This is a genomic window from Ureibacillus aquaedulcis (assembly GCF_030418165.1).
Classification (GTDB): Bacteria; Bacillota; Bacilli; order Bacillales_A; family Planococcaceae; genus Ureibacillus; species Ureibacillus aquaedulcis.
In genome coordinates this window covers 20,256-41,468 of sequence record NZ_JAUHTQ010000022.1, presented here as the reverse complement: position 1 = coordinate 41,468, position 21,213 = coordinate 20,256, and the positions used below count along the sequence as shown (strand labels likewise).

General features: G+C 38.3%; 20 protein-coding genes and 8 tRNA genes. 2 read left to right on the top strand and 26 right to left on the bottom strand.

Annotated features, from left to right (window positions below; all coding sequences use genetic code 11):
- Window positions 1–124: 124 nt before the first annotated feature.
- The 20 genes from QYB95_RS18235 to acpS all read right to left on the bottom strand — a co-directional run bounded on the left by QYB95_RS18235 (window position 125) and on the right by acpS (window position 11,117).
- A tRNA-Gly gene (locus QYB95_RS18235) sits at window positions 125–198 on the bottom strand.
- A gap of 15 nt (window positions 199–213) precedes the next feature.
- Window positions 214–290, bottom strand: a tRNA-Arg gene (locus QYB95_RS18230).
- 19 nt (window positions 291–309) lie between these two features.
- Window positions 310–395: transfer RNA gene (locus QYB95_RS18225), tRNA-Leu, on the bottom strand.
- Window positions 396–453: 58 nt separating this feature from the next.
- Window positions 454–528: transfer RNA gene (locus QYB95_RS18220), tRNA-Lys, on the bottom strand.
- 7 nt (window positions 529–535) lie between these two features.
- A tRNA-Gln gene (locus QYB95_RS18215) sits at window positions 536–610 on the bottom strand.
- A 4-nt stretch (window positions 611–614) separates the two neighbouring features.
- A tRNA-Asp gene (locus tag QYB95_RS18210) sits at window positions 615–690 on the bottom strand.
- A 29-nt stretch (window positions 691–719) separates the two neighbouring features.
- Window positions 720–794, bottom strand: a tRNA-Glu gene (locus QYB95_RS18205).
- Window position 795: 1 nt separating this feature from the next.
- Window positions 796–870, bottom strand: a tRNA-Asn gene (locus QYB95_RS18200).
- Between the two features lie 256 nt (window positions 871–1,126).
- Window positions 1,127–1,588 carry a SprT family protein gene (locus QYB95_RS18195; protein WP_301139791.1) on the bottom strand — a complete coding sequence of 154 codons (462 nt, stop codon included), beginning with the start codon at window positions 1,586–1,588 and terminating at the stop codon, window positions 1,127–1,129.
- Window positions 1,589–1,711: 123 nt separating this feature from the next.
- Window positions 1,712–3,892: a Tex family protein gene (locus QYB95_RS18190; RefSeq protein WP_301139795.1), complete on the bottom strand. Its 2,181-nt coding sequence runs from the start codon at window positions 3,890–3,892 to the stop codon at window positions 1,712–1,714.
- A 225-nt stretch (window positions 3,893–4,117) separates the two neighbouring features.
- Window positions 4,118–4,897 (bottom strand): RNA polymerase sigma factor SigB, encoded by a 780-nt coding sequence (gene sigB, locus QYB95_RS18185; protein WP_301139790.1) that lies wholly within the window; start codon window positions 4,895–4,897, stop codon window positions 4,118–4,120.
- Window positions 4,875–5,348, bottom strand: coding sequence for an anti-sigma B factor RsbW (gene rsbW, locus QYB95_RS18180; protein ID WP_301139789.1), 474 nt, complete (start codon window positions 5,346–5,348; stop codon window positions 4,875–4,877). Before rsbW ends, sigB begins: the two co-directional genes overlap by 23 nt.
- Complete coding sequence (locus tag QYB95_RS18175; protein ID WP_301139788.1) at window positions 5,335–5,670, bottom strand: STAS domain-containing protein; 336 nt, start codon at window positions 5,668–5,670, stop codon at window positions 5,335–5,337. The genes rsbW and QYB95_RS18175 overlap by 14 nt, the downstream gene beginning before the upstream one ends.
- Before the next feature lie 76 nt (window positions 5,671–5,746).
- The gene (locus QYB95_RS18170) at window positions 5,747–6,742 is read right to left on the bottom strand and encodes a PP2C family protein-serine/threonine phosphatase (RefSeq protein ID WP_301139787.1); all 996 of its coding nucleotides are present in this window, start codon (window positions 6,740–6,742) and stop codon (window positions 5,747–5,749) included.
- 13 nt (window positions 6,743–6,755) lie between these two features.
- Complete coding sequence (locus QYB95_RS18165) at window positions 6,756–7,154, bottom strand: anti-sigma regulatory factor (protein WP_301139786.1); 399 nt, start codon at window positions 7,152–7,154, stop codon at window positions 6,756–6,758.
- Between the two features lie 328 nt (window positions 7,155–7,482).
- Window positions 7,483–7,833, bottom strand: coding sequence for a type II toxin-antitoxin system PemK/MazF family toxin (locus QYB95_RS18160; RefSeq protein ID WP_301139785.1), 351 nt, complete (start codon window positions 7,831–7,833; stop codon window positions 7,483–7,485).
- Between the two features lie 4 nt (window positions 7,834–7,837).
- Window positions 7,838–8,059, bottom strand: coding sequence for a hypothetical protein (locus QYB95_RS18155; protein WP_425609226.1), 222 nt, complete (start codon window positions 8,057–8,059; stop codon window positions 7,838–7,840).
- 203 nt (window positions 8,060–8,262) lie between these two features.
- Complete coding sequence (alr, locus tag QYB95_RS18150) at window positions 8,263–9,384, bottom strand: alanine racemase (RefSeq protein WP_301139783.1); 1,122 nt, start codon at window positions 9,382–9,384, stop codon at window positions 8,263–8,265.
- A gap of 220 nt (window positions 9,385–9,604) precedes the next feature.
- The gene (locus QYB95_RS18145; RefSeq protein ID WP_301139782.1) at window positions 9,605–10,618 is read right to left on the bottom strand and encodes a LolA family protein; all 1,014 of its coding nucleotides are present in this window, start codon (window positions 10,616–10,618) and stop codon (window positions 9,605–9,607) included.
- 145 nt (window positions 10,619–10,763) lie between these two features.
- Window positions 10,764–11,117: a holo-ACP synthase gene (gene acpS, locus QYB95_RS18140; RefSeq protein ID WP_301139781.1), complete on the bottom strand. Its 354-nt coding sequence runs from the start codon at window positions 11,115–11,117 to the stop codon at window positions 10,764–10,766.
- Window positions 11,118–11,183: 66 nt separating this feature from the next.
- Between acpS and QYB95_RS18135 the strand changes: the two genes are divergently transcribed.
- Window positions 11,184–11,789, top strand: coding sequence for a rhomboid family intramembrane serine protease (locus QYB95_RS18135; protein WP_301139780.1), 606 nt, complete (start codon window positions 11,184–11,186; stop codon window positions 11,787–11,789).
- Window positions 11,790–11,847: 58 nt separating this feature from the next.
- Here the strand turns inward: QYB95_RS18135 and QYB95_RS18130 are convergent, their stop codons facing one another.
- The 6 genes from QYB95_RS18130 to QYB95_RS18105 all read right to left on the bottom strand — a co-directional run bounded on the left by QYB95_RS18130 (window position 11,848) and on the right by QYB95_RS18105 (window position 19,570).
- Window positions 11,848–13,335, bottom strand: a complete 1,488-nt coding sequence (locus tag QYB95_RS18130; RefSeq protein ID WP_345783734.1) for a PH domain-containing protein — start codon at window positions 13,333–13,335, stop codon at window positions 11,848–11,850.
- Window positions 13,325–13,804 (bottom strand): PH domain-containing protein, encoded by a 480-nt coding sequence (locus QYB95_RS18125; RefSeq protein WP_301139779.1) that lies wholly within the window; start codon window positions 13,802–13,804, stop codon window positions 13,325–13,327. The genes QYB95_RS18130 and QYB95_RS18125 overlap by 11 nt, the downstream gene beginning before the upstream one ends.
- 138 nt (window positions 13,805–13,942) lie before the next feature.
- Entirely contained in the window at window positions 13,943–15,466 is a 1,524-nt protein-coding gene (gene cshA, locus QYB95_RS18120; protein WP_301139778.1) for a degradosome RNA helicase CshA, read from the bottom strand.
- A 742-nt stretch (window positions 15,467–16,208) separates the two neighbouring features.
- Complete coding sequence (locus QYB95_RS18115) at window positions 16,209–17,576, bottom strand: UDP-N-acetylmuramoyl-tripeptide--D-alanyl-D-alanine ligase (RefSeq protein ID WP_301139777.1); 1,368 nt, start codon at window positions 17,574–17,576, stop codon at window positions 16,209–16,211.
- A gap of 11 nt (window positions 17,577–17,587) precedes the next feature.
- Window positions 17,588–18,661, bottom strand: coding sequence for a D-alanine--D-alanine ligase (locus QYB95_RS18110; protein ID WP_301139776.1), 1,074 nt, complete (start codon window positions 18,659–18,661; stop codon window positions 17,588–17,590).
- A gap of 159 nt (window positions 18,662–18,820) precedes the next feature.
- Complete coding sequence (locus tag QYB95_RS18105) at window positions 18,821–19,570, bottom strand: hypothetical protein (RefSeq protein ID WP_301139775.1); 750 nt, start codon at window positions 19,568–19,570, stop codon at window positions 18,821–18,823.
- Window positions 19,571–19,845: 275 nt separating this feature from the next.
- Here QYB95_RS18105 and QYB95_RS18100 point away from each other — a divergent pair, with 275 nt between their 5' ends.
- On the top strand, window positions 19,846–21,030 hold the full coding sequence (locus QYB95_RS18100; RefSeq protein WP_301139774.1) for an FtsW/RodA/SpoVE family cell cycle protein: 1,185 nt from the start codon (window positions 19,846–19,848) through the stop codon (window positions 21,028–21,030).
- Window positions 21,031–21,213: the final 183 nt, after the last annotated feature.

Sequence of the window (21,213 nt, the reverse complement as noted above, 5' to 3'; positions counted from 1 at the left end):
TTTGATAAAGCTCAAATTTGTTGCTGGCATCAATTTTGATGTCCAAAATTTTGTTTCCCTAACTTAATAGAAGAAACTGTATTCATTAACGTTTTGTTGTTCAGTTTTCAAGGTTCATAAATTATGGAGCGGGTGATGAGAATCGAACTCACGACATCAGCTTGGAAGGCTGAGGTTTTACCATTAAACTACACCCGCATATTAAAATTATTATGGCGCGCCCGGCAGGAGTCGAACCCACAACCTTCTGATCCGTAGTCAGACGCTCTATCCAATTGAGCTACGGGCGCTTATTTGAAATGTGCTGCTTGGTGCGGCCGAGAGGACTTGAACCTCCACGGGGTTGCCCCCACTAGGCCCTCAACCTAGCGCGTCTGCCATTCCGCCACGACCGCGTTTAAAATGAAGACTCTACTAATTATACACCATTCTCGAGCAATGTCAAGAAAAAACTGGTGAGCCATGAAGGACTTGAACCTTCGACCCTCTGATTAAAAGTCAGATGCTCTACCACTGAGCTAATGGCTCGTATAAATGGCTGGGGTACCAGGATTCGAACCTGGGCATGACGGAATCAAAATCCGTTGCCTTACCGCTTGGCTATACCCCAACAATGGCGGTCCCGACCGGGATCGAACCGGCGATCTCCTGCGTGACAGGCAGGCATGTTAACCGCTACACCACGGGACCAAATTGCTTTATTTCTATTTAAATATAAGTGGTGACCCGTACGGGATTCGAACCCGTGTTACCGCCGTGAAAGGGCGGTGTCTTAACCACTTGACCAACGGGCCATGGCTCCGAAGGTAGGACTCGAACCTACGACCGATCGGTTAACAGCCGATTGCTCTACCACTGAGCTACTTCGGAATATTTCGTTCGCGACTTATCTTGTCGACTTTTATTATTATAGAGACACTTATAAACAAAGTCAACACTTTTACTAAAACTTTTTTTCATTTCTTTCAAAGTTCTCAGAAACCCTTATATATCAAGACTTTCAAACTTGCGTAAAAAGAAATAGCTTTCCTATAATGTACATTTTTTTAAGAAAACATACATTTTAAATTCATTTTAGTAAAAGCATCTTCTTTTGATTCGCACTTAAGCTCCCCACTAACAACCATTACTCTGCTGCAATTTCTATTAAACGCCCTCTACATTTACCGCATCGATATTTAGTCACGCTCATTCTTTTCTTTCGAGGGTACCTCTGTTTACAATCGACACATTCATATATGTATGTTTTATTGCTAGTCCGCTTTTTATTCACTTCAATAGTAGAACAGAACCGGGGTGCTCCAACTTTTTTCAACAATGCCCGGAAATCTGCGTCCCGATGTTTATAGCCCATCCCTCTAATATGCAGATGGTAATGGCATAGTTCGTGTAGGATAATTCCACGTAATTCTTCCAGGCCAAAAATTTCATAGGATTTTTTATTGAATTCAATATTATGATTTCTTAGAAGGTAACGCCCACCCGTTGTTCGTAATCTGCTATTAAAATAGGCTTTATGCAAAAAGGGCAGCTCAAAATAATGAAGCGAGAGTTCCTCTACCAACAATTGCAGTTCTTGATCCGTCATCTAATTCCCCTCCAAGAATACTTATCCTATCATTCGGTCAAAGTTAAATCTCCAGCCATGGATAATAAACACCCCAGTTAATGGTTTCCATATTAACTGGGGCAACTCATTCAATTCAAAAACTTACTGAATTACTTCAGCCTGTTTTTCAGGCGCTATCATTGTTAACGCTATACGGCCTTTATTTACTTCTACTTTGTCTACCCATACGGTTACAATATCTCCTAAAGAAACAACCTCTAAAGGATGCTTGATGCGACGTTTTTGCAGTTTGGAAATATGGACCAGGCCATCTTGTTTTACTCCGATATCAACAAAGGCACCAAAATCAACCACGTTTCGGACTGTTCCTTGCAGCTCCATTCCTACCTGCAAGTCTTCCATTTTTAATACATCCGTTTTTAACAATGGCTGAGGGAATGCATCTCGCGGATCCCGAGATGGTTTCATTAAAGTATCCACAATATCCTTTACTGTAACTTCCCCTACAGCTAGTTGCTCACTTAAAGTTTTCACATCTAATCTAGCAAGTGCTTCCTCACATTGTTTTGAACCAACATCCTTTTTCGACAAACCGACACTTGCCAGTATATCTTCAGCCAGTTTATAGCTTTCAGGGTGAATCCCGGTAGCGTCAAGAGGGTTTTTGGCCTCTGCTATACGCAAGAAACCAATTGCTTGTTCATAGGTTTTGGCACCTAAACGCGGAATTTTCTTTAATTGTGCCCGAGATGTAAATTTCCCGCTTTCACTCCGGGCATTTACGATATTTTCTGCAACAGTTTTCGATAAACCCGAAACATATTGCAGGAGAGAAGATGATGCAGTATTCACATCTACCCCTACCTGGTTAACCGCGGTTTCTACTATAAATGTTAAAGACTCTGCTAATTTTTTTTGGGAAACATCATGTTGATATTGGCCGACACCAACAGCTTTCGGTTCAATTTTAACTAGCTCCGATAATGGATCTTGTAAACGGCGGGCGATTGAAACCGCACTTCTCTGTTCCACTTGTAAATTCGGAAATTCGTTTCTTGCAACTTCGGAAGCTGAATATACGGAAGCCCCAGCCTCATTGACGATGACATAGGCAATGTCTTTCTCTACTTCTTTTAATACGTCGGCAACAAACTGTTCTGTCTCACGTGATGCCGTTCCATTGCCGATTGCTACAATTGAAATTGGATATTTATCTAATATAGCTTTCACCACTGCTTTTGATTTTGCCACATCCGGCTTCGGAGGGTGCGGATAAATTGCTGTTACTTCGAGCATTTTACCCGTTTCATCCACGACTGCCAATTTACATCCTGTTCGATAAGCTGGGTCAACACCTAAAACCATCTTGCCGCGCATTGGTGGCTGTAATAATAGACTCTTTAAATTTTCGGCAAAAATATGTATTGCCTGTCCTTCCGCCTTTTCAGTCAACTCACTACGTAATTCGCGTTCAATGGAAGGTTGAATTAACCGTTTGTATCCATCTTCCACCGCTTCTTTCACATACTGTACGGCAGGTGAAGATGTATTCAAAGGAACCCAGGCTTTCTCCATGATTTGAAGTACTCTATCCAAAGGAACATGGATCGCCACTTTGATAATATCTTCCTTTTCCCCACGATTAAGGGCTAGTGTCCTATGCGGCACAATTTGTCTTACCGGTTCTTCATATTCGTAGTACATTTCAAATACTTTCTTCTCATCTTTTTCCGTATCCTTGACTGAAGTAACAATCTTCCCCTCTCTCCAGGAAAGCTTTCTGATTTGGTCGCGTACCTGCGCATCATCTGCAAATCTTTCAGCTAAAATGTCCTTGGCGCCAATTAAAGCTTCTTCGATCGTATCCACTCCTTTTTCTTCGTCAAGGAAGGAAAGGACCATTTTTTCAATTGCTTCTTTGGTAAATTTCATTAACTCATCAGCGAGGGGTTCCAGTCCTTTTTCTTTGGCAATTGTCGCTTTTGTACGGCGTTTTTGTTTGTATGGTCTATATAAATCTTCAACACGTTGGAGGACTGTAGCTGCTTGAATCGATGCTTGTAACTCTCCAGTTAGCTTTCCTTGCTCATCAATCAGTCGAATGACCTCTTCTTTTCGCTGTTCTAATTGTTGTATGTAATGATAACGGTCTTCAATCGATTTAATTTGAACTTCATCCAATGAACCGGTTGCTTCCTTCCGGTAGCGAGCTATAAAGGGAACGGTATTTCCGTCTTCCAATAATTTAATAACTGCTTCTGCCTGGTGTGCTTTAACCTTTGTCTCGGTTGCGATCATTTGTAGCATTTTGTGTTGTTCCATCATTCCACAGCCTTTCAATTTTTCATAAAGTGAAACATTTTTAGTATGACGAGATAAACTTAGTTTACCATTTGCTGTCCACTTTCTTCTATTATTGAACTTTGCCGTGGGTCTTAATAAAAAAATTATGATTTATTCTCAATAAAAAAGCTCAATAAAAAAGCCTACCCTTATCCAATTTTGGTGGGTAGACTTGTCCTTTTTATTAAATTCAGCAACTAATTTTTAAACAACCCCATCAGCAGTGATGACTTGCTGTAATTTTTTAATTGCCTTTCTCTGAATACGAGATACATGCATTTGAGAAATTCCTAGCATTTCTCCCGCTTCTTTTTGACTCATTTGATCATAATAAGTTAACTTCAATATTTCTCTTTCACGATCTTCTAAGATTTCCATTGCCTCTGAAACTACAATCCGACGATTCGTTCGTTCGAAGCCATCATCTTCTTTTCCTATTACATCCATCAGTGTGACTGTGCCACCTTCAGAATCCGCGTCAATTGAATGATCCATCGAAAGAGCATGGTAACTTTTACTCATTTCCATTGCTTCCAGAACATCTTCTTCCTCTACTTCCAGATACTCTGCAATTTCTTGAATAGAGGGTGAATACTGTAGTTTAGTGGTTAAAAATTCTACAGCTGTTTTAATTTTCGGACCAAGTTCTTTAATGCGTCTAGGTACATGAACATCCCACGTTTTGTCACGTAAAAATCTTTTGATTTCTCCAACGATTGTTGGAACAGCAAAAGCTTCAAAGCTTCTGCCTAATGACGTATCAAAACGTCGAATTGCCCCTAGTAGTCCAAGCATTCCTACCTGGACCATATCCTCGTAATTCGTTTTGCCGTAGGAGTATCTCCTAGCAATGGACTCCACTAAATTTTGATAATGAATTACTAAGCGATCTAGAGGCTCTTGTTCTTCTGTTTGTTGATATTGTTCTATCCATTTCAATATCTGTTCAGTAGAAGTTCGGTTATCTGGTGATTGACTGGACATTTTCCTTCACCTGCTCTCTAGTGACATATTTTGTCATGAAAACAGTGACTCCACCTTCGTTATTGTTCACCCTGACCTCGTCCATTAATGTCTCCATTAAGTAAAGCCCCAGTCCGCCCTCTCTTAATAATTCAACACTTTCGTCTTCTTGATATGGACCAATCTGTGATTTAATCTCCTCGAAGTTAAAGCTATGTCCATAATCCGATACCATGACCTCAAGCTTATCGGCATATAAAGCAACACCGATGACAATTTCTCCATCCTCGTGGCTGCCATAAGCATGTTGTACCACGTTTGTCACCGCTTCACTTACGGCAATTTTCATATCTTCAATCTCATCATAGGAAAAACCAACACGTGAAGCTAATCCAGAAACCGTTAATCTTATAACACTTACATACTGCGGCTTTGCAGGAACTCTAATTTCGATGTAGTCAAATGCGCGCATTGGTTGCCCCACCTTCTCCTATTTCCATTAATTCACTCAGTCCTGTTATTTCAAATAGCCTAGTTAGTCTTGAAGACAGGTTAACTAATTTTAGGCTAGCATTCTCTTTCACTATCTTTTTATAGAATGCCACAAATACTCCAAGACCTGTACTATCCATATAATTTACATTTGATAAATCCAATTCTACTGATAAGCCTTCAGATAAACGAATCATCTCAAGCTCATCTCTTAAAATTGGAGCTGTATAAGTATCAATTTCACCTTCAATATATCCTAACAGTGTATCTCCATCTTCTCGAAATTGTACATTAACATTCATTTTAAGACACCTCCCACAATTACCTATTGGTCTTTTCCCGGTTTTAAAATTGTTAAACCTATTTTTTTAAAAAAGATTATTTTTTTATTATTACAACTGTAAAATCATCTTCTAATTTAAAGTCATGCAGCTTCTGTAATTCACTATAAATTACTTCACACATCTCTTGAGCAGTAAGATGGCGATTAGCTAAAGCAAGTTCTTTGATTATTTGGCGAGAATCAATTTCTTCCCTATTGCGAAAATCTGTAACTCCATCCGTCATTATAATAACGAAATCTCCGCTATTTAATTCAATATCCTGTTGGGTATATTTGGCTTCCGGCAATATGCCAAGCAATAACCCCTTGGACTCCAGGTCATGGAAGGATTGGCTCTTTTCCTCATAGTAAAGGGAAGGTTCATGTCCGGCAGAACTCCATGTAAGTACATTTGTTTGCAAGTTGTAACGGATATAGCACAATGAAACAAACATACTATCATCTATACTTTTTTCAATGATTCTATTTAAAACTTCAAGCACATAGGAAGGATTGCTGTTTGCATATTCCAGAGTGTCCAATCCATATTTCACCATAGACATGCATAGTGCAGCCGGTACCCCTTTACCTACTACATCTGTCACAGCAACACTTAAATAGCGTTCATCATCATGCATAAAATGAACATAGTCTCCATTCATTTTACGAAGAGGTACTGAAATCATCCCGATATCAACACAGCTGGGGCTGGGTATTTCATTCTCCAACAATAGATTCTGGATTTTCGTTGCTATTTCCATCTCAATCCTTAGTTCTTCTTGTTTAGCTAACAGAGCTTGGTGTTCTTGAACCTTTAGTCCGAAATGTACCATTACTTCGATCAGGAAATCATAGCCATGCAATACTGACTCAGGTATATCATCATATATTTCTTCAAGCGCACGCTTATGTATGCTGATTACCTCTTCTGGCGTTACATTCTTTTGGATCATGCGCTTAATAAAATTTTGGCCGATATACAGATCACTTTCACTCTGATTTCCAATATAGTCCGATAGGATTTTTTTATATTGCTTTCTTATTTGCTCCAACTAAACACACATCCTAACTTAGCCATTTCACAACTTTGACAGTAGTTCCTTTCCCAATTTTCGACTGAATATCTATAGAATCTACAAGTCTCTTAACTGCAAGTAACCCTGCGCCAGTATTCGCGGAGGAATAATCATCTTCCAGCACTCTATGGATCTCTTTCATTCCCTCTCCTTTATCAATCGATGAAATGGCAATCCCTTTCGAGCCATTTTCTTCAATTTCTTCTATAACGATTTTCCCAGCACGGGCATATAATAATATATTGTTTGCGAGTTCACCAATCGCGGTTGTTATCCGTGATTGATCAACATCGTTGAATCCAATTTCTTTTGCCTCATCTCGGCCGAGCTTGCGTGCAGTTACTATATCTAATTCTGTCACTATCTCTATGATTCTTGCATCTCTCATCACTGCACCCCCATTATGCAAATGAAATTAACGGAACGCATATTATAATTTCTCAATATGTATATAAGTTAATAATTCTATTATATATTATCAAATATCTTAATATCAAAGCTAGAGTGATAAATAGACTAAATATTTTGAAAATATTATAGCTAACAAATCCTTCCAAAAGGAAAGTTAATTATGGTGATATTATACTGCGTTTTACCATAATTTAACAAATATCCGAACCAATACTCTTTTAACAATACCGTTTTCAACAAAAAGGTTAAAAAAAAGAATGACCCAAAAGATTTAGTTCTTAGGTCATACCTTTACATTTTATGTATTAAAATTTCAATAATCCTAGGCTTATTTCCAGCGCAACGTCCACTTTTTCCATAAGCTCTTCATCCAATTGAGTAATACGATCCGTCAACCTAGACTTGTCTATAGTACGCAATTGTTCAAGCAAAATTACCGAATTTCGTTCGAAACCATACTTCTTAGCATCGATTTCGACATGAGTCGGCAATTTTGCCTTTTGAATTTGCGCAGTAATCGCGGCGATGATTACAGTTGGACTAAATCGATTACCAATATCGTTTTGAAGGATTAATACGGGCCTCGTACCGCCTTGTTCAGATCCCACAACTGGTGAGAGATCTGCAAAAAACACGTCCCCTCGTTTCACAATCAAAATGTCATCCCCCGCTTACGAGACGCTCTACCATATGTTCCGCTTCATACTCTGCATGTAGACATTCGCTACAAATATTCAGGTTGATCTGCGACATTTCCACATAGCCTTTCATTAAAGCTTCCCGTATTTGATTTGGTTGCTTGTGCGTAGACAATCGACGAGATGAAATATAAACAAAGCTTTCACTATCTCGTGATTTTTGCTCAAGTGTATTAAATGCCATTAACAACTCTTGAGGAAGTTCCAATACTTCCTTTACTTCTTCTACTTTTTTCGCGTACAAAACAAGCACCTCCACAAAAACCGTACCATTTCAATTCATTTCTCATTCTATCATCGAAATGATATGTTGAAAAGATAATTATTAAAAAATCTGGCTATCCATGTAATTTTATCGGTTTTTGTTGAAGTATTTGTCGCATTTTACTATTTTTTGTAGTAGATTCTAGGGACTCTCGAAGTAATGATACAAGGAACCTCGTAGTTAATTGTATCCCCTTTTTTAGCCCATTCATCGATTGTAATTTCTTCTTCTTCTTGTTTTCCAATTAAAGTTACTTTTTCACCTATATTATATGCAGTTGGTAGTAGTAACATACATTGATCCATACAAATTCTTCCGATGATCGGTACTCGTATGCCATCTACTAATACATGTTGGCCACTATATTTTCGAATTAAACCGTCAGCATATCCAATAGGGATTGTCCCTATGAATGACGGCTCTGATGCTGTAAAGGCTGCTCCATAGCCAATCGATTGACCAGCCTGGACTTTCTTTACCTCAATAAGTTCTGTTTCTAATGAGAAAGCAGCTTGCAATGGGAAAGGTAATTTTGTTTTAACATAATCAGAAGGTGCTAGACCATACATTGAAATGCCAAACCTTACCGCATCATATTGAAGAGTTTGATCTTTTACTAGCATCGTTGCTGTATTTGCTGCATGCACTAGTCTCGGCTTTTTTGGCAGGGAACTTAAAAACTCTTCAAATCTACTAACTTGATGGTGGAAATAAGAATCATCCTCTTCATCTGCCGTAGCAAAGTGTGTAAAAATTCCATCCACAAGCAACTTTCCGGAAACTGTAATTTCATTATATAGGTTTCGTAGATCGTCTATTTGGGTGACGCCTATCCTCCCCATCCCTGTATCAACCTTAATATGTAATTTTAAAGGATGTGATAGGCTTAACTCTTTAACTTGCTGCACCCATTCAAGTGAAAATACAGTTAGAGTTATATTTTCAGTTGCAGCAAAAGGGGCAAACGATACTGGCGCATAACCTAAAATTAATAGATCAATATCAGGGAATGCTTTTCGAAGATGCAGGGCTTCTTCCGGGGTTGCTACCGCTAACATGGTTGCACCCGATTCAATAGCTGCCGCCGCTACTTCAACATCTCCATGTCCGTAGGCATTAGCCTTTACTACAGCCATTATTTGAACTTCAGGTTTTAAATATTCTTTTAATTGACTAACATTGTATTTTATTGCATCTAAATTGATGATGGCTTTGGTTGGTCGGAAGTGCTTTTTGTTTTGCATTTTTGATATTCCCTCTTTTAGTGTTTATAAACTTCAAATTTTTGTAAATATCAATTTTATTTTTATTTTATTTTTAATAAGTGTTCTTGTCCACCACTTTTATTTTGAAAGAAATGAAGAGAGCGTTAGTCTTAGAGAGTGCATTTGGCCACCATCGAAGACTAACCTCTCAAATTTTATAATTGTATATCTTAAATCAAATACTTATATAGTATTGATTTTATTTTAATCCCCCTGTCGTAACAGATGCAGCAACTTCTACCATTTCCTCTTGTGTCAATGTATTAGAAGCCACAAAGAATGATACACCATCGCGTTCCCAACTAATCGAATTTTCGGTAATCGCACCAATCGTAAAGCCTAAATCTGCCGGATCACCAGGTGCATATACCGGAAGGGTTGCTGTTTCACCGTATTCAACAGGTTGTTGAACGAGTGTAAATGATTTTTCACCTTCGAAAGTTAAAATGACGCGTTCTGTTCCATTTTCCATCACTGCTTCTTCATCTGCCAGTTTTGTATTGTCCCAATTTAAATTTGGATAATAAGTTTGGAACTCAGTTGGAACATCCGCACTTGCGCTGGCTTTTTCTTCTTCACTTGACTCAGAGAAGTTTTCTACTGCATATTCACTTTTCTTATGCTGCATTCCTAGATCAATATTTTTAAACGTAATCACCATTTGTTCTTCTTGTGCTTCGTTGACTACTGAAACAGAAGTAGGCAGCATTGTTTTCTTGTCCACAACAATTTTTTGCGTAGGCATAATACTCTTATGATTATTCCGAGTTGCTGCAGTGAAGATATAGTTCTTATCATCTTCCTCCATTGTTGCACCTTCATCAGCCAATAAGTCTTCCGCTAACGCACCAATCAGATAGGCTTGGCTATTTTGTTTCGGCCATTCGCTTTGGAACTTGTACGTTTTTCTAAGAGAAGGCGTTACTACAAATACCCCTTCATCATTCCGAATAATCATCTGTGTAACATCTTCGCCTTGCTGAGTTACTTTCACACGGTAAAATTCCGGTTCAGTATGCCATACATTTACATCATAAACTCGTGGTTCAGTACCTGTTTTGATTTCCATTGTGGCATCGAGCTCATATCCTTTTACATCGTTCCACTTATCATTTAGATCTTGTAGAACATCTTCTTGTGAACCTCCCCCACAAGCTGCAAGCATTAGCACTCCCAACAACATGACAAAAAATAAGATTAATTTGTGTCGCAAAACTCCATCCTTTCTTCTACTTTCAGCTCCGATACGTCAAATATATGAGTGGATGGATAACTTTATGCTATCACTTTTGGACAACTTAACAAATTATTAATCACCTATTACTATAGATTCTGGTTAGCTGTATTTTACATTACAGCTATTGCATTAGTATAACTTGAGCTGCTGCATACTCTTTTGTATGTGTGATGCTGACATGTCCACTCACTGATTCTCCGTCGAAAAATAAAGTTGGCTTTCCTAAGTCATCTTTTAATACCTCAATCTGGTGAAACTCGCAACCTTTTCCTATGCCTGTACCATTCGCTTTAGAAAATGCCTCCTTCGCTGCAAACCTCCCCGCCAAAAATTCAACTTTTCTTAGTTCGGATAGTTGGTAAAATAGTTTCAGTTCCCGTTCGGATAGAATTCTTTGTTCAAATTTTTCCGAACGATCCATTGCTTTCTTAATTCTTGGGATTTCTGCTATATCTAGTCCAATTCCTTTTATCATATGGAAGTTCTCCTTTTATTATTAATAAAATACAATGTATAATATCCTTAGATATGAGGTGAATACATGTTTATTCGTAGAGAAAATTTCAATCAGTTTTTAAAGCTATATCCAGTTGTATCAACGATTATTGCGATAAATTTCATCGTCTATATTATAACAATGCTGCCTAATATCGGTGATGAAATTTTTTACTCAGGCGCAAGTGTGAATTACTTAATAGGCGATGGCCAATGGTGGCGGATTATAACATCCTTATTTCTTCACGCCAGCTTCATGCATGTGTTATTTAATATGTTTTCGTTATTCTTATTTGGTCCTGAGCTTGAAAAAATCGCTGGAAAGATGCGATTTTTGACGATTTACTTCCTAGCTGGCATTTTTGGCAATATGGCTACATATGTAATGCAGGACGGTATGTATGCCAGCGTCGGGGCAAGTGGAGCGATTTATGGCATATTTGGTGCCTTTGCAGCGCTTGTCTACTATACACGCCGCACCATGCCACAGTTAAAGCAAGTAATTATGCCCCTTATTATTATTAGTGTGATTATTACGTTTATATCCCCCAACATTAATGTTACAGGGCATATAGGCGGCTTGATTACCGGTTTCTTACTTGGTTTATCCTATTTCTCGCCAAAGAATATTATTCGATGGAGACAAAAATAATACGAAAAAGGCAATCTCTCTATAGTTGAGATTGCCTTTTACTATGTTCCATCAAAGTTCACATAGATGGTTTTTCAAACCAGTTCATTATATCTTCTGCAGCCCCATTTTCTAAATTAGGTGCTTTGGCTTTCGCTCCCGTCAATCCAGACATCACCGTTACCTGGAGAGAAGTGATTTTCTTTCTCTTTTGAAAATAACTCTGCCTGCTCTCCAAAGCTTGTATTCGTTTTCTTTCCACAATAAATGTCACTCGGCTAAAAATGCGATAACGAATCGTCAATTGGTTATGATTTATAGCAAAACCCGTTGTTTTGAATTGCCATAAACCGATCAGTATTACTGGTATAAAAATCAGTACTGACAACATCCCATACGGGAACCAAAAATACGTGCATAGTGCGATTGCCGGCAGGAGCCAAATAAAATCAATTCGATAAAAGAAATGCTTAGCTCTTTTAGGCGGTTTGGTCAAAGTTGGCTGCCACTCAAACTGAGGAAACAAATCTTGAAGTGGATTAGATAGATTCTTTTTCCCGATTAATGGAAAGAGCGTAATTTTCTTTTCTTCTCCTCCAAATCCTCCACTTGCACTTTCTACAGCTACTGATGCAAATCCAAACATTTGCCTTAAAGGGTTCTCCACAATTTTAATTGCTTGAATTCGGTTTAGAGGAATCGTGACTCTCTTTTTTTCCAGTAAACCTCTTGTTATAGTTAAACGCTCGTTTTCCTCTATCACCGTAAAATCATAATAATTAATAAATGTAATAACGACAGCAACAACCCACGTGAATAAAAACGATACAAATATTGCTAGTGATACAATAACAAATCCAAATTTAATAAAGTGCGATACCTCTTCAAATATCCAATCAAAGGGGATAAATTCCGCAAATTGGGAAAGTACCGCTGCAACGCCGGCTATAACAACCCCCATACTGCTGGAGGTAGTAGCAAGTATGATTAAATCTTTTATGTTCATCTTATGAATTATTCTTGCAGTTTTTGGCGTTGACTCAACCGGTACAACTGATTCATCCCGCAGTTCAATTTCCTGCTTTTCTAGATTTCTTTTGCGGGTAACAAGTTCGATTTTGTTTGCGGCCTCTTTTGTTATAGCTGTTAAAATAACCTCAGGCTTGCCGTTTGTACTGCCGGCTGTTTCCACCATTACTTGGACAAGTCCAAATAGTCTATGGAAGATGCCTTCTTTATAGTTAAAGCTTTGAATTCGATCAAATGGAATATAGCGCTTCTTCTTGACCAGCAAACCATACTCTACTCTTAGCTCTTCTTCCTCGAACCAATACACGAACGTCCACCACTTTATTATTCCATTGATGAGGCCAACTAAAATAACCAGCAGCAAGATACCTATAGGAACGAGATTTGACCAAAAGCTGCCATCCCCCGGATTGAAATTCACATTAAAACCGTTTGCAAAAAAGAGTATCAAAAAAGGTATGATTAAATCCTTTAACCCCTTAACAAAATCAACGACTGCGGAAACCGGATGCAATTTAAAACGCTGCTCAGACATCATCTTCCGCCACCCTTGCCAAGATTGAAATACGGGACCGCAAGCTGTCCGCATCGTTTGTAACTAACATCGGGATAATATGTGTTGTAGCGGCTGTTGAAATCGAAATGTTTGCCAAATCATACTTTTTTAATATTGGCCCTTGCGATGTATCAACATGCTGAACACGAACCATCGGAATCAAGGTCCGCTTGACGATAAAAAGGCCGCTCTGAATTTCAATCTCATGCTCCCGAACTTCATATCTCCAATGATCCCAGCGAATATTTGGAAATAGCCAGATGGAAGTGAGGGCAACGATAAGGGCGAGAGCAATTGCTATGTAAAAAATAAAAGAGGGCCAATCAAAATGAAACGTCAGAAAACATGCGACCCCCATTGCAACTGCTACTACTAAAGTATTAAATAGGCCATATAACCGCCATACGGTCAAACCTTTTCTAGGTATTTGATGAATTAATTGGTCACGCACAAAATCACCCCTTCTTTCCATCTTATACGAATGAAATATAAAATTGTTTCAATCTATTCAAAAAATTTTATAGTGTGGAGAGCTATTCAGATAAATGCACAAAAAAAGTGCCCCCTAAAGGGCACTTTGTTAAATTAATTAGTCTTCACGACGGCGTGGTGTACTTGAAGAAGAACGTCGGCGATCTCCTTCTTTACGGCCACCTTCACGACGACCGCCTTCTCTGCGACCTCCGTCACGGCGTGCACCGCCGCCGCTTCTTCCGCCACGACCGAAGTCACGACGACCACCGCGAGAGTCTCCTCCACGGCCACGGCCACCACCTGAACGTTCTTTGCGAGCTGGTAATGGACGCTCTTCAGAAATTGTTACCGGTGTCTCATCAGGCTCTTTTGTCATCGATTTAATAGCCGCTGCTACTAAATCAACCGCACTGTGTTCTTCCAATAACTCATTCGCCAAAATACGATAGTCATTTAATTCGTTTGCTTGAACGATTTCAACCAACTTTTCCATAGCAACTTTTTGTTGGCCAACAAGTGCTTCTGATTCACTTGGTGGACGAAGTGGTGTCATACGTTTTTTCGTTGTTTCTTCAACAATACGCAAGTAACCCATTTCACGCGGTGTTACGAAAGTAACTGCAAGTCCTGATTTACCAGCACGGCCAGTACGGCCAATACGGTGAACATAGCTCTCTGGATCTTGAGGAATGTCAAAGTTATATACGTGAGTTACACCAGAAATATCAAGACCACGTGCAGCTACGTCTGTCGCAACTAAGATGTCGATTTTATTTTCTTTAAATTGACGCAGTACAGACATACGTTTTGCTTGGCTTAAGTCACCGTGAATTCCTTCTGCAACATATCCACGAATACTTAGTGCTTGGGATAATTCATCAACACGGCGTTTTGTACGACCGAAAATGATTGCAAGTTCTGGTTGGTGAACGTTTAAGATACGAGTTAATACATCGAACTTTTCGCGTTCTTGAGCTTTTACGAAAAATTGCTCAATATTCTCAACTGTCATTTCTTTTGACTTGATTTTCACTTCTTCAGGGTTTTTCATGAAGTTGGTTGCAATTTTGCGGATTGCAGGCGGCATTGTAGCCGAGAATAGCAATGTTTGGCGTTCTTCAGGAACGTTTTCCAAGATTGCATTAATATCATCGATAAAGCCCATGTTCAACATTTCATCTGCTTCATCCAATACAAGTGTTTGAACTTGGTCAAGCTTTAATGTGTGACGGTTAATATGATCTTGGATACGACCAGGAGTACCTACAATAATCTGTGGTTTATTTTTTAACGCACGAATTTGGCGTCCGATTTCTTGTCCACCATATACAGATAATAATTTAACGCGTTTATCATAACCAATTTTATATAGTTCTTCTGAAACCTGGATTGCTAATTCACGAGTAGGGGCAATAATCAATGCTTGAATATTTGGGTTTTTCGGGTCAATTTTTTCAATTAGTGGTATTCCGAAAGCAGCAGTTTTACCAGTACCAGTTTGCGCTTGACCTAATACGTCACGGCCTTCCAGTGCAAACTTAATAGTGCCTTCTTGGATTGGTGTCGCTTCTTCAAATCCCATACGTTTCAATGAACGCAATGTCGATTCGCTAATATTTAATTCTGAAAAATTTGTCAAACTCTTCAATCTCCTTTTTCCTTTAAGTTGACAAATGGTTACATTTTCAGATGAAATGCGGCAAACTTCGAGCCTAAGTTTGGAACGTTTCCGATACTTAATAATTCTCTGTCTTTGATCAGAGAGCGATTTTATATGAAAGGGAAAGCCCGGTCTTTGCCGAGCGGTTCATTCTACCCATCTTCTTATGTTTAAAGCTAAATAAAAATAGAATAAAACCGTTAAATTCAAAAAAAAGCACTCTTCATCATGTTTTGTGAAGAGCCTTCGCACAAAATGTATCCATTGCTTCTCATAGTCTATCACGGCTCTTAACTGCATTGCAACGAAATTGCTCTTGTTATAATATTCTTAATTTTCGTTTTCCATGACGAAAAGTTAAGAAAACCATTAGTCAGATTAAATTATTTCTTTCAGTATAACTTTTCCCATTAAGTACGGAATAAAACTTTTTTCAACTTGCAGCGAGTAATTATTTTAAAGTACTTAAAATCTTCATCGTTTTCCATAAATCCTACTAACCGGATGGCACTTTTTTGTTCAAAGCACTTGCACTAACTGGTACTGTCTTATATTGCTCTTGAAGCGTTTAAATAATTCGCGAACTTTTAATTGCCCATGTATTGCATCTTCTGCCACTCGCTACATCCTATTTAACTTTTTGCTGGGTAATCCCGTTACTTTCGCAAAAAAGGCACTTTCAAGTCAAAATTGACTTGAAAGTGCCTTAATGTTCTCCCAGTTACTTAAATGAATTTAAAATGGTTTCCAACTTCATTCCCCGAGAGCCTTTTAATAAGATTAATGTTTTTTCATTTGCATGCTTATCTATATATTCTACAATCTCGTTATAATCACTATCGGTATGAATTAACTTTTCGCTTGCCATCTTCTCTTCTAATTGGTCATATAGCCATTTCATTCTTGGCCCGAATAGGCAAACTCTCGAGATCTCATTTTCATCAATGACACTTGCAATTTGCTCATGGAATCGCTTTTCATCATCACCAAGCTCAAGCATATCTCCAAGAACTAGCCACTTATCCTCACGCAAAGATGTTGATTGGACAAATTGAATAGCCGCCGTCATAGAGGTAGGCGCAGCATTGTATGCATCATTAATAAACAAAATCCCTTTATTGGCAGGAACTAACTGCATACGCATATCTGTCAGGGCTACTTGGGATAGACCTTCACGGATTTGCTGTTCAGTCAAACCAAGACTGTTTCCTAATAATATTGCATTTAAACTGTTTTTCACTTGATGCTTGCCTAGCACAGGGATAAAGAATTCACCATTTACCTCGCCGCTAACAGTAAAGCGGCTTCCTTTTTCGGTCGTTTCAATTGCTGTTGCAACTAAAGCATTGGAAGAGTTGAAGCCAAAACCTTTAGACATAAGTCCGTGTTGTTCTTTTACTAAACTTTGCAGTAAAGGCTCATCACCATCAAAGAACAGAATTCCATCTGAACCTAAGCCAAGAACAATCTCGAATTTCGCTTTGGCAATCCCTTCTCGCGAACCAAGATCCTGCATATGAGCTTCTCCGATATTTGTAATCACGGCGTAGTGGGGATTCGCAAGTTTTGTTAAGAATTCAATTTCGCCAAAACCACTCATTCCCATTTCCAACACAGCAATTTCAGTATCTTCGTCAAGATTTAATATTGTAATAGGTAAGCCTAACTGATTATTAAAATTACCGATTGTTTTTTGAACTTTATAAAAAGGCGCCAGCATACCGGCTAGTATATCTTTGGAAGAAGTTTTACCGTTTGAACCCGTTACACCAATAAACTTTGCTTGGTGTAAATGACGATATGCACGAGCCATTGCCTGAAGTGCCAGTTCAGCATCATCAACGAATAAAACAGGTCTATCGCTTGGCGGGTTGGGTTCATCCTTTAACCAAAGAGTTGCGGATGCCCCTTTTTGAAATGCTTGCTCTACATATTTATGCCCATTTACCGACTCGCCACGAAAAGGAATAAATAAATCCCCATTTGAAATTGTTCGGGTATCTATCGAGACACCCGTTACAATCGTGTCAAGGTCCCCTGCAAAATCAACATTTAACCAATCGGCAATTTCTTTTACTGTTCTTTTCATGTCAATTCACTCTAATCTCGGTTATATTGTAGTTGTTGTTTTTCTGTATGTCGTTCAATCGCTAACTCGATCAACTTATCAATTAATTGTGGATAACTTACATCCGTATGCTGCCATAATAGCGGATACATGCTTACTGGAGTAAAACCAGGCATCGTGTTTACTTCATTTATATAAACCTCATTATTTTCCGTTACAAAGAAGTCTGAACGAACAAGTCCAGAGCAATCGAGAATCTTGAATGCACGGATGGCCATGTCCTTCATCGTACTTTCCACATCAGAAGAAATTTCGGCAGGAATGATGAGTGCAGTTGAACCATCTTTATATTTTGAATCATAATCATAAAAATCGGTCATAGGTTTGATTTCGCCTGCTACAGAAACTTCCGGTTCATCATTGCCCAACACACCCATTTCAATTTCGCGGGCTATAATTCCTTGTTCAACAATTACTTTACGGTCGTATTGGAAAGCAAACTCGATAGCTTTCACTAACTCACTGCTATTCGTCGCTTTGCTAATTCCAACACTTGAACCTAAATTCGCAGGTTTAACAAACATCGGCCAACCTAATTCCTCTTCACATTTTCCGATAATTTCTTTTTGGGATTGAGTCCACTCTTTTCGGATAAAATGAACATAAGGAACTTGTTTTAACCCAGCAACGCTGAATAGTTGTTTCATCGTCACTTTATCCATACCGGCTGCAGAGGCTAACACTCCGTTTCCTACATATGGGAAATTAAGGACTTCCAACAATCCCTGTACGGTCCCATCTTCCCCATTTGTTCCGTGCAATAGCGGAAACACTACATCAAATTGGGCCTGTGAATTATTATCTAAGATAAATTCTGTAATATTATTAGGTGAAGTATTTTCAGGATTGAATTGCAATTGTTCAATAGATTCAACTGGTTTTGTCAATTGAGGTCCTCGTAGCCATTGACCGTTCAACGTTATGAAGATTGGATATACTTCATATTTGTTATAATCAATAGCTTTTGAAACGGCAGTCGCTGTAGATAATGACACCTCATGCTCAGCAGACTTCCCTCCATATAATAAACCAACGCGCTTTTTCATTTTTTGACCTCCAAATATTGAGTAGTTCTAGTTTAACACGAAAACCGATTTGTTAGAAAACTTGGTTTACCAAAAAGACGTTTCGCAAGAATTCTTAGTTGCACCTATTCAAATAAAGCGAAAAAACTCCCTGTCAAAAATGTGCTGTGACAGAAAGTTTTAAGTGATTTTGATTAGTTCATCGTAGTTTTGTTTTAATATAACATCTAAATCATCCCAAACTTCATCAGGATAATCATAGTCGGAAAGAGTACGTATTTCAACACCATAACAGTTATTTTGCTTCTCCATTTTGTATAGAGATAGCAAGGCGCCTTCTTTTATAAAAGGTCTATATGCCTTTAACACTACTGGATCTAAAGTGGGAATCGCATCCTTTGATTTTCTACGCCAAAAACTACCGTTGCCTTCTTTTTCTTTTACTAGATGGTTAAATAAATTGGATACAAGGTATTCCGAATCATTTAGATATCGAAAATAGACTTTTGTTAATTTGTCATTTTCCGATGAATAATACAGGTATCGATTCTGCAATTTGGCAAAGAACGGAGTGTGAATTGGTTCTTTTTTGTGGCTAATGTAAAGCAATTCCGCTTGTTCCATTGCTGTTAGCTGATTCACATCCCTTTCCCCTGTAAAATCAATCCAGCATAAGTCGCCGTCCGTATCATCCATTTTTTTAACAAATTTAGCGATTTCATCAATTGATACAAAATCGAACTGAGTATGCATATTAAATAATCCGTCATCGTAGCCGTGCTTTAGCAGCAATAAATTTGGTATGGGGTCGACAGAGCGAATAAACTGCTTTAACGTCAGGCCACTGAATATCACAAAATGATCAACATCATTCATATGTACAAATAAATGATGTATAAAATCATCCGCAGTTTTTTGTTTTCTTGCCATAGGCTCACTCCCCCAATAATACAATACATTAGTTATTATATGCTGTTACTCGTAAATTTGAAACATTTTCATTTTCATTTACGTCGTACTTTTACATATAAATTTTTGTACATATGCAGCTACATAAATAGGATGTTATTTTGAACAAGTACTCCAATATTTTACACCCTTTTAACATTGAAACGATAGTCCCCTTTTAATCATTTCTATGTTAAAGTAAAATGTACAAGTTCATAAGTTATTCTCAAATCTTTAAGATTAATTAGGTGAAATAAATGGAAAATAACCGGAATTTTACAGGACGGTTTGATTGGAAGCTTGCGTTAATTATTTTTATTTTTCTTATCGTAAGTTTGTTGGCTATCTCTTCCGCCCAAACAACGGGACAATATGGGGCAACAAACTTCGTGTTGCAGCAATTGGTCAATTATGTAATATTCGCCATTATTGTAGCGTTTGTTATTTATTTTGACCCCGATCAGTATAAAAAGATGTCTTGGTACTTATATGCCTTTGGTATTTTATTGTTGATACTTCTAGCAATCATACCAGCAGGTGGAATTGTTATCGAACGTAACGGGGCAAAAAGCTGGTTCTCCACACCAATAGGGAGTATACAGCCTACCGAGTTTATGAAGACCTTCTATATCCTGGCCACAGCTTGGGTAATTAGTAAGCACCACGAAAAATACTCCATCAAAAGTATTAAATCGGACTTTATTTTATTAGGTAAAATTGCGATAACACTAATAGTTCCATTAGCGTTTATCATGATGCAGCCCGATCTAGGTTCCTCTTTGGTATTTTTGGCGATAACGGCTGCCCTAATTATTGTAGCAGGTATATCATGGAAAATCATTCTGCCAGTATTTGCTGCAGGTGTTACATTGGGCGGTTCATTGCTTTGGATGGCTTTGTATATGCAGGATTTCCTGGAAGAGCAATTTGGATTTAAACTTTACCAGTTTGCACGTATTTATTCCTGGTTGGATCCTTATTCTTATTCTTCAGGTTCAGGATATCATTTAATTACCTCTTTAAATGCAATTGGTTCGGGTGAAATCTTCGGTAAAGGCTATTTAGACCGGGAAGTATATGTAGCTGAAAGTCATACCGATTTTATCTTTACGGTAATTGGGGAGGAATGGGGATTCATCGGAGCAAGCTTCGTTATCTGTCTCTACTTCCTATTAATTTACCATTTGACGAAGTTGACTTTAACATTGAAAGATCCTTTCTGTACCTATGTTTGTGCCGGGATTATCGCCATGATTACTTTCCACGTATTCGAAAATATTGGAATGACAATTCAACTATTGCCAATCACAGGTATTCCGCTGCCGTTCATTAGTTATGGAGGTAGTTCGTTGATGGGGAATGCCCTGGCACTCGGCTTAGTGTTCAGTATGAAATACCATTACAAGTCATACATGTTTGCCGGCAGAGATGATGACGAATAGAAACTTTTTTCGTTAGTTTAAGCAAGCCTGATTTACCACAAACTCCAAAAAATCAGCAACCACCTTCAAGTTTATCTAAGAAGGTGGTTTTTATTATGTGAAAAAGACACAGGTTTATCTAATCTAAGTAAAAAATTGAAGCTAATGAAATCGAAAAAATCCCGACTGGTCTTTCTCTAGTCG

Bases quoted from the DNA above. Each gene is read 5' to 3' on its own strand.
- QYB95_RS18195 (WP_301139791.1), bottom strand. From the start codon at position 1,588: ATGACGGATCAAGAACTGCAATTGTTGGTAGAGGAACTCTCGCTTCAT.
- QYB95_RS18190 (WP_301139795.1), bottom strand. From the start codon at position 3,892: ATGGAACAACACAAAATGCTACAAATGATCGCAACCGAGACAAAGGTT.
- sigB (WP_301139790.1), bottom strand. From the start codon at position 4,897: ATGTCCAGTCAATCACCAGATAACCGAACTTCTACTGAACAGATATTG.
- rsbW (WP_301139789.1), bottom strand. From the start codon at position 5,348: ATGCGCGCATTTGACTACATCGAAATTAGAGTTCCTGCAAAGCCGCAG.
- QYB95_RS18175 (WP_301139788.1), bottom strand. From the start codon at position 5,670: ATGAATGTTAATGTACAATTTCGAGAAGATGGAGATACACTGTTAGGA.
- QYB95_RS18165 (WP_301139786.1), bottom strand. From the start codon at position 7,154: ATGAGAGATGCAAGAATCATAGAGATAGTGACAGAATTAGATATAGTA.
- QYB95_RS18155 (WP_425609226.1), bottom strand. From the start codon at position 8,059: ATGGCATTTAATACACTTGAGCAAAAATCACGAGATAGTGAAAGCTTT.
- alr (WP_301139783.1), bottom strand. From the start codon at position 9,384: ATGCAAAACAAAAAGCACTTCCGACCAACCAAAGCCATCATCAATTTA.
- acpS (WP_301139781.1), bottom strand. From the start codon at position 11,117: ATGATAAAAGGAATTGGACTAGATATAGCAGAAATCCCAAGAATTAAG.
- QYB95_RS18135 (WP_301139780.1), top strand. From the start codon at position 11,184: ATGTTTATTCGTAGAGAAAATTTCAATCAGTTTTTAAAGCTATATCCA.
- QYB95_RS18130 (WP_345783734.1), bottom strand. From the start codon at position 13,335: ATGATGTCTGAGCAGCGTTTTAAATTGCATCCGGTTTCCGCAGTCGTT.
- QYB95_RS18115 (WP_301139777.1), bottom strand. From the start codon at position 17,576: ATGAAAAGAACAGTAAAAGAAATTGCCGATTGGTTAAATGTTGATTTT.
- QYB95_RS18110 (WP_301139776.1), bottom strand. From the start codon at position 18,661: ATGAAAAAGCGCGTTGGTTTATTATATGGAGGGAAGTCTGCTGAGCAT.
- QYB95_RS18105 (WP_301139775.1), bottom strand. From the start codon at position 19,570: ATGGCAAGAAAACAAAAAACTGCGGATGATTTTATACATCATTTATTT.
- QYB95_RS18100 (WP_301139774.1), top strand. From the start codon at position 19,846: ATGGAAAATAACCGGAATTTTACAGGACGGTTTGATTGGAAGCTTGCG.